The sequence below is a fragment of the Nocardia sp. NPDC055050 genome (assembly GCF_053608345.1).
The window spans coordinates 1-6822 of the sequence record NZ_JBSGVG010000013.1 but is presented as its reverse complement, the minus strand read 5'-3'; the positions used below and the strand labels follow the sequence as shown (position 1 = coordinate 6822).

The 6822-nt window shown below is 64.4% G+C and carries 7 protein-coding genes; 5 read left to right on the top strand and 2 right to left on the bottom strand.

Annotated elements, in window-relative coordinates:
* Positions 1-32: 32 nt before the first annotated feature.
* Both ACWGCN_RS15755 and ACWGCN_RS15750 read right to left on the bottom strand, forming a co-directional pair.
* Positions 33-968: an NADP-dependent oxidoreductase gene (locus ACWGCN_RS15755; protein WP_452460413.1), complete on the bottom strand. Its 936-nt coding sequence runs from the start codon at positions 966-968 to the stop codon at positions 33-35.
* Positions 969-1044: 76 nt separating this feature from the next.
* Positions 1045-1926, bottom strand: coding sequence for a dioxygenase family protein (locus ACWGCN_RS15750; RefSeq protein WP_452460414.1), 882 nt, complete (start codon positions 1924-1926; stop codon positions 1045-1047).
* A gap of 119 nt (positions 1927-2045) precedes the next feature.
* Here ACWGCN_RS15750 and ACWGCN_RS15745 point away from each other — a divergent pair, with 119 nt between their 5' ends.
* The 5 genes from ACWGCN_RS15745 (at position 2046) to ACWGCN_RS15725 (ending at position 6802) form a co-directional block, all read left to right on the top strand.
* Positions 2046-2519 (top strand): MarR family winged helix-turn-helix transcriptional regulator, encoded by a 474-nt coding sequence (locus ACWGCN_RS15745; protein ID WP_452460415.1) that lies wholly within the window; start codon positions 2046-2048, stop codon positions 2517-2519.
* 257 nt (positions 2520-2776) lie between these two features.
* Entirely contained in the window at positions 2777-3652 is an 876-nt protein-coding gene (locus ACWGCN_RS15740; protein ID WP_378989597.1) for an LLM class F420-dependent oxidoreductase, read from the top strand.
* A 207-nt stretch (positions 3653-3859) separates the two neighbouring features.
* A complete protein-coding gene (locus tag ACWGCN_RS15735; protein ID WP_378989596.1) occupies positions 3860-5020 on the top strand; it encodes an LLM class flavin-dependent oxidoreductase in 1161 nt (386 codons plus the stop codon).
* Positions 5021-5059: 39 nt separating this feature from the next.
* The gene (locus ACWGCN_RS15730; protein ID WP_387446780.1) at positions 5060-6286 is read left to right on the top strand and encodes a cytochrome P450; all 1227 of its coding nucleotides are present in this window, start codon (positions 5060-5062) and stop codon (positions 6284-6286) included.
* A gap of 66 nt (positions 6287-6352) precedes the next feature.
* On the top strand, positions 6353-6802 hold the full coding sequence (locus ACWGCN_RS15725; protein WP_387446779.1) for a nuclear transport factor 2 family protein: 450 nt from the start codon (positions 6353-6355) through the stop codon (positions 6800-6802).
* Positions 6803-6822: the final 20 nt, after the last annotated feature.

The following is a 6822-nucleotide window of genomic DNA, read 5'->3' as shown; positions in this document are numbered from 1 at the left end:
AGCGGGAAGCGCCTTACCTCGGTCGGGTGCGATCAGGGGGCGAGCACGACAGTCTTCCCGGTCAGTCGCCCGGCGCCCGCGTCCGCGTGTACCTCGGCCAGCTCTGCGACCGGGCGACGGTCGGCGATGTGGAGGCGGAGCTTGCCGGCGTCCACTTTGGCGACCAGCTCGCTCAGTTGGGCCCCGTCGCTACGGACCCAGAGACTCTCGCTGCGGACCGCGCGGGCGGTGTCTTCGGGAATGGGGCCTGCCGAGCTGACGGCGATCCCGCCGTCGGCGACATAGTTCGTCAACTGTGCGAGTTCCTCGGGGGAAACGCGCACATGGTTCACCACCACCTGGAACGGACCACCCACCGCGTCCGGACCGTCGGCGAGGCTGAGCGGGCCTTCGACCCGGACTGCGCCGTAGCCGCCGAGCCGGTCCGCGTGCTCCGGCGCGTCCACCGCGGTTACCCGTGCTCCCGCATCGACAGCGAGCTGCACCACCAGGCTGCCCACCGCACCCCCCGCCCCGTTGACCAGGACCGTCTGACCCGGCTTCAGCTCGGCGAGCTCGAACGCCAACTGCCAGGCGGCGAGGCCGGTCAGCGGCAGCGCCGCGGCGTCCGTCAACTCGATCGACTGCGGTGCCGCGGCCAGGGACTCGGCGGGAACCAGCGCGAATTCGGCTGCGCCGCCTGCGGAGTCGAGGGGCAACATCGCCACGACCCGGTCACCGACCGCCAGGCCCGTCACATCCGCGCCGAGTTCGACGACGGTGCCCGCCAGGTCGATGCCCGGCACATACGGCAGCACGATCGGGAGCATCTGCGCCAGATGCCCGGCGCGGATGTGGTCGTCGACCGGGTTGAACGAAGTAGCGACGACCTGGACGAGTACCTGCCCCGGCGCGGGGACAGGACGTTCGATGTCTTCGTAGCGTAGGACTTCGCTGGCGCCGAACTCGTGGAAACGGATTGCCTTCATGGAACTGTCCTCCAGGGTGTGCGATCTCGTCGCCGCGAGATGAGGCGATCGAGTGGGAAGGGAAAGTCGAACCGGCTCAGGTCAGTTGGACCGAGCGGATGGAATTGCCCATGACCAGGCGGTCGATGGCGCTCACCGCACTGGCGGGGTCCGCAGCGGCACCGACAGTGAGCAGCAGCGGAACGAAGTGTTCGGCCGTCGGGTGGGCAACCGCGGCACCGGGCGCCTTCCTCCGGTGATCAGCCAGCGCATCGACGTCGCCGCGGGCGAGAGCATCGACTGCCCACTCATCGAAAGCTGCTGTCTCGGCGACGAGCTCAGGATGGCGGAAGACGGCGAAGCTGTGTGTCATGAAGCCCGAGCCGAGCACGAGGATGCCTTCTTCGCGTAGGGGCCGCAGGCGTGCGCCGAGTTCGAGGAGCACGCGGGGATCGAGGCCGGGCATCGAGAGCTGTACGACCGGGACATCGGCAGCGGGGTACATGGCCATGAGCGGGATGAAGGCGCCGTGGTCCAAGCCGCGGTCAGCGAATTCGTGCACGGGCGCAGGGCCCAGCAGACCGGCGATTCGGCGGGCGAGGTCGGTGGCGTCCGGGGTCGCGTAGGGAAGGGTCTTGTAGTGGGGGTCGAAGCCGCTGAAATCGTAGTAGAGCGGAGTGCCTGCCACGGCCCCGGTGACCGCGGCTGGTGCTTGTTCCCAGTGGGCCGAAACAACAACGATGCCACGGGGTTTGGGCATCGACTGAGCCCAGGCGAAGAGGTCGCCGAGCCACTGCGGATCGTCGAGGGTGAACGGGGCACCGTGGCTGACGAACAGGCTCGGCAGCGGCCCGTCGGCCGGACTCCACAGGAGGTGTTCGCGCGCCTGTGGCATAACACGGGCGAGGAGCTCCGTGTAGGCGGCAGCAGGCTTGCCCGAAGCTCGGCCGTTCGCGGAGAGGCGGCGGCTGGTTGTCATCAATATCAGCTCCTTAAGTTGCCCTGGAAAGTATTTTCACTTTCCTAGGCAAGTACCAACGTAGCGCACGATTACTTGCCCAGGCAAGTACGTGTTTCCTGGGCAAGTACGATGAGCGCATGGACACCCCGTCACCCTGGCTCGATGAGGACCAACAGGAGCTGTGGCAGGCGCTCCTCACGGTCGTCACCGCCCTCCCCGCAGCTCTCGACCGTCAGCTACAACGCGACGCGGGCATCTCCAACTTCGAGTACGGGGTGCTGGCCAGGCTGTCGATGGCCGACGACGACACGATGCGCCTGAGCGACCTCGCCCGGGTCTGCGACAGCACCCAGCCCCGGCTGTCGAAAGCCATGGACCGCTTCGAAGCCCGCGACTGGGTCACCCGCCGACCCGACCCCAGCGACGGCCGATACACCTTCGCCACCCTCACCGACGGCGGCCGCCGCAAGCTCGCCGACAGCGCCCCGGAGCACGTGGCGCAGGTGAAGCGGCTCGTGTTCGATCCGCTGACCACCGCTCAGCGCCGCAACCTCGGGACCGCGCTCACCCGCATCGCCGCCACCGTGCGCGGGGAACTCGAACGAGGCTGAGCCGCCTGGGGCCTCCCTCCCCCGCATCAACCCGCGACATCCCGAAGCAGACCGACGCCGAAGACCCGGGCCGCGGCTGCTCAGACGATCGCGGCCGAGGCCCTCGGTGAAATCGCCGACAGGAGAACCGTTTCCGGGCCATGCCGCGGACCGATCACCTACCAGGGGCGACCTCCTGTTCAGCTGAGCGCACGAAAGATCGAGGCTAGGCTTCGGTCACGACGGCACGATGTGATCGATCAGCAGGAAGAAACATCATGAAATTCGGTATTCTCTTCGCGAACACGGGGACGATGGGTGAGCCGGCAGCTGCGGCCGACCTTGCGAAGACGGCCGAGGGGTTGGGGTTCGAATCCTTGTGGGCCAGTCAGCACGTTGTCATTCCCTCCGGCTATACGTCACCCTGTCCATATACTCAGAACGGCCGAATGCCCGGCGGCGATGATATGTCGATCCCGGATCCGCTGGTATGGCTCGGCTATATCGCGGCGGCTACGGACACCATACGACTGGCCACCGGCACGATGATCGCTCCCCTGCTGAATCCAGTTGTACTGGCCAAGCAACTCGCCACGCTCGACCACCTCAGTGGCGGACGGGTCGAGTTCGGCATCGGACTGGGCTGGCTGAAGGAGGAGTTCGAAGCCGTCGGCGTACCCTTCGAGGATCGTGGTGCGCGCGCGGACGAATACATTTCAGCCATTCGAGCACTGTGGACACAGCCGGTCGCAAGCTATCACGGCAAGTACGTCGATTTCGACAAATGTATCCTGCGCCCACAGCCTGCCCAGAAGTCGATACCCGTTCATATCGGCGGCAATTCCGTTGCCTCGGCCAGGCGGGCGGGGAGTTATGGCGACGGATTCTTTCCGATGACCAGGGAAGCCGACACCCTGAAATCTTTGCTGATCGAGATGAGAAATGCCGCGGTAGCGGCAGACAGGGATCTGGACGATATCGAGGTCACCGTCAGCACAACCCTCATCGGAAAGAACTCCCTTGCAGAACTGGACACTCTGCGCAGCCTCGGCGTAAGTCGGGTATTAGTTCCCGCGGGGCTGTTCTGGGGCGACCCGGCAGCGGCGATGCAGCGGTACCAGACGGATGTCATGGCTCCCTTCAACGGCCGTTGACGCGTCCCCCGCCTATCGAGATCGCTTGGGCCACCGCACATCCGCACGTTCGGACCTAGGCGTACGAGCAAGCCGATCACCAGGGTCGACGGCCGCAGAGACATACACCCACGGGCCCACCTACCGCCGGAACGTCGACTCGAACCATGGCGGCGGGCCGACCAGCGCGCTACGATTCAGGAAATCACGTCAAGGGGAGGATTCATCATGGCTCGGCTTCGGTTCGGGTACTTCATCGCACCTTTTCATCGCGCGGGTACGAACCCGACACTTGCGCTACAGCGCGACCTCGATTTCATCGAACATATCGACGCACTCGGCTACGACGAGGCGTGGCTGGGCGAGCATCACTCGGCGGGGAGCGAAATAATCGGTTCGCCGGAGATCTTCATCGCCGCTGCTGCACAACGAGCCAAGAGAATCCGATTCGCCACCGGCGTCATCTCCCTCTCGTACCACAACCCATTGTGGGTCGCCGACCGGCTGATGCTGCTCGACCATCTCACACACGGCCGGTTGATCGGCGGGTTCGGTCCGGGTTCACTTCCGACAGATGCCGGAATGATCGGTTTGAGCCAAACGGATACGCGCGAACTCCTCGAGACGAATCTCGACATCGTCGTCCGTCTGCTGGCCGGCGAAACCGTCAGCGCCAAAACGCCGACACACGAATTGTGCGACGCCCGATTGCAGCTGGCCCCCTATTCCGATGGCGGGATACCGCTGGCCGTCGCCGCAGTCTCCTCCCCCACCGGCGCGCGGCTGGCCGGAAAGCACGGGATCGGCCTGATCTCCATCGGCTCGACGCTGACACTGGAAAGCTTCAACGCCCTCCAGTACCACTGGGATATCGCCGAGAAACAGGCCGCAGCCTTCGGCACCCGGGTCGACCGAAAGAATTGGGCGCTGGCCGGGCCGTTCCATATCGCCGAGACCGACGAGCAGGCCCGCGAGGACGTCAAGTTCGGCATCGAGTCGTGGTTCCGCTATTTCCAGAAGGTGGCTGCCTTCCCCCACCTCACGGTGCCGGGGGAGAAACTCGACGAGATGATCGACATCATCAACAACCTCGGGGTGGGCGTCATCGGCACGCCGGAGCGCGCTCGGGCACAGGTTCAGCGACTGTGGGACCAGTCCGGTGGGTTCGGCTGCATGCTGCAGATGGCTCACGAATGGGCGAATCCCGCGGCCACCAAGCGCTCGGCTGAGCTCTTCGCCGACGAGGTGATGCCGCACTTCCAGGGCCAATCGCAGCCGACACTGGATGCTGCCGCCCGGGCGGCACAGGTGCGAGACGAACTCGCCCAGCAGCACCAGGAGGTCATCGATCAGATGACGAAGAAGTACCACGACGAAGCCGCTTCGTAGCCGGTCCGGTACACGACGGGTCACAGCAATCCTCTTGCAATGCGCGAAAGAAGGCCACAGGTGCCGCCTGAAGAAATAGAATTCGACCCTTTCTCGGAAGACTATTTCAACGGACCGTTCGAGACGTATCGCCGGTTGCGTGAAGACGCCCCGGTCTACTACAACGAGAAGTATGACTTCTATGCTCTGAGCCGCCATGTCGATGTCGCGGCCGGGCACAAGAATTTCGAGACGTATTCTTCGGCCGAGGGCGTAGACCTCGGAACCGTGCAATCGGGGGAACCCCCCATGCACAAGTCGATCATCACCATGGATCCGCCCGAGCATCGCCATATGCGCGGCCTCGTCAACAAGGTGTTCACCCCGCGTGCGATCGAGGAACTGCGCCCCTTGGCCACGGACTTGATCGATCGACATCTCCACGCCGCAGATCCTGCGAAATTCGATGTCGTTCAAGACTTCTCGGCGCTGTTCCCCATCGAGGTCATCACGACGATGCTCGGTGTCCCCGACGAGCGTCGTGGGCAGATTCGGCTGTGGCTCGACGACTTCCTGCACCGCGAGCCCGGCGCGGTGAAGATCTCGCAAGCCGGCCTCCAGGCAGCCCTGCAGATGCTGGTCGTCTACTACCAGGTGGTGAAGGAGCGCAGGGCCCGGCCGCGGAACGACATGATCAGCGATTTGGTGTCGGCTACGGTGCAGCGCGAAAACGGTGAGGTCACCGGCCTGGACAACACCGAAATCGCTCAGTTCGCCCTCGTTCTGGGCGGAGCGGGCGCGGTGACCGTGACGCGACTGGTGGCCAGCATGGTGGTGTTGTTCGCGCAGCACCCCGAACAGTGGGAGAAATTGCAGGCCGATCGCAGCAAGATCCCCGCGGCGGTCGAAGAGGTGCTCCGCTACGAATCACCGACTCAATACAATGTGCGTCGCTCACGCGAGGACGTCACGCTGCACGGCGTCACCATCCCCGCCGGAAAGCCGGTGTTCTTGCTGGTCGGCGCCGCCAATCGCGATCCCGACGCCTGGAAGGAGCCCGACGTCTTCGACATCGATCGCGACCGCACCCAGGCCCTGAATCTCGGATTCGGCTTCGGCATTCACACATGTCTGGGGGCGGCGCTGGCACGGATGGAAAGCGCTATCGCCTTGCAGAGATTGCTCGACTTCATGCCACGGTACGAGGTCGATTGGGATGGCTGCCAGCGGGTGAACATGCAGAATCTCGCGGGCTGGAACAATGTCCCGGTGCGCGTACTTCCGTAGATCCCGATCACCGACGCCGACCGCACGTCGGCGTGTCCACCCGCAAGCGAGTGAGGAGAAGTGCGAATGACGTCGAGCGAAGCCGGCTCCGAAGAACTTGTCGAACGATACCTGGAGATTATCGCCGACCACGACTACGAAACGTTCGGTGAGCTGCTGACGGATGACTGCGAGTTCACTCTCGTCCCGATCGGTCACACATGGAAGGGCCGGGAGGACGTCATCGGGGCGCTCACTGTCTCGGGCGGAACCGATTCGCACGACGGCGAGCCCACGGTGCGGATCACCAGCTGGTTCAGAAACGACGATCATGTCGTGGTCGAGTACGAGCGCAAGGCCGTTGTCCGTGGCGTCCGGCTGAACATCGACGGCTACTGCTGGATAGCACATATTCGCGACGGTCGTATCGATTCGATTCGCGAGTACATCAACCCGAGCAATCCGGGAATCGCCCTGCTCCTGAGCCTCGTCTTGAGGGCTTATCCGCGCCTCACCCGTCGCAAATCGAAGAAATAGCGCACGCTGGACGGGGGCTC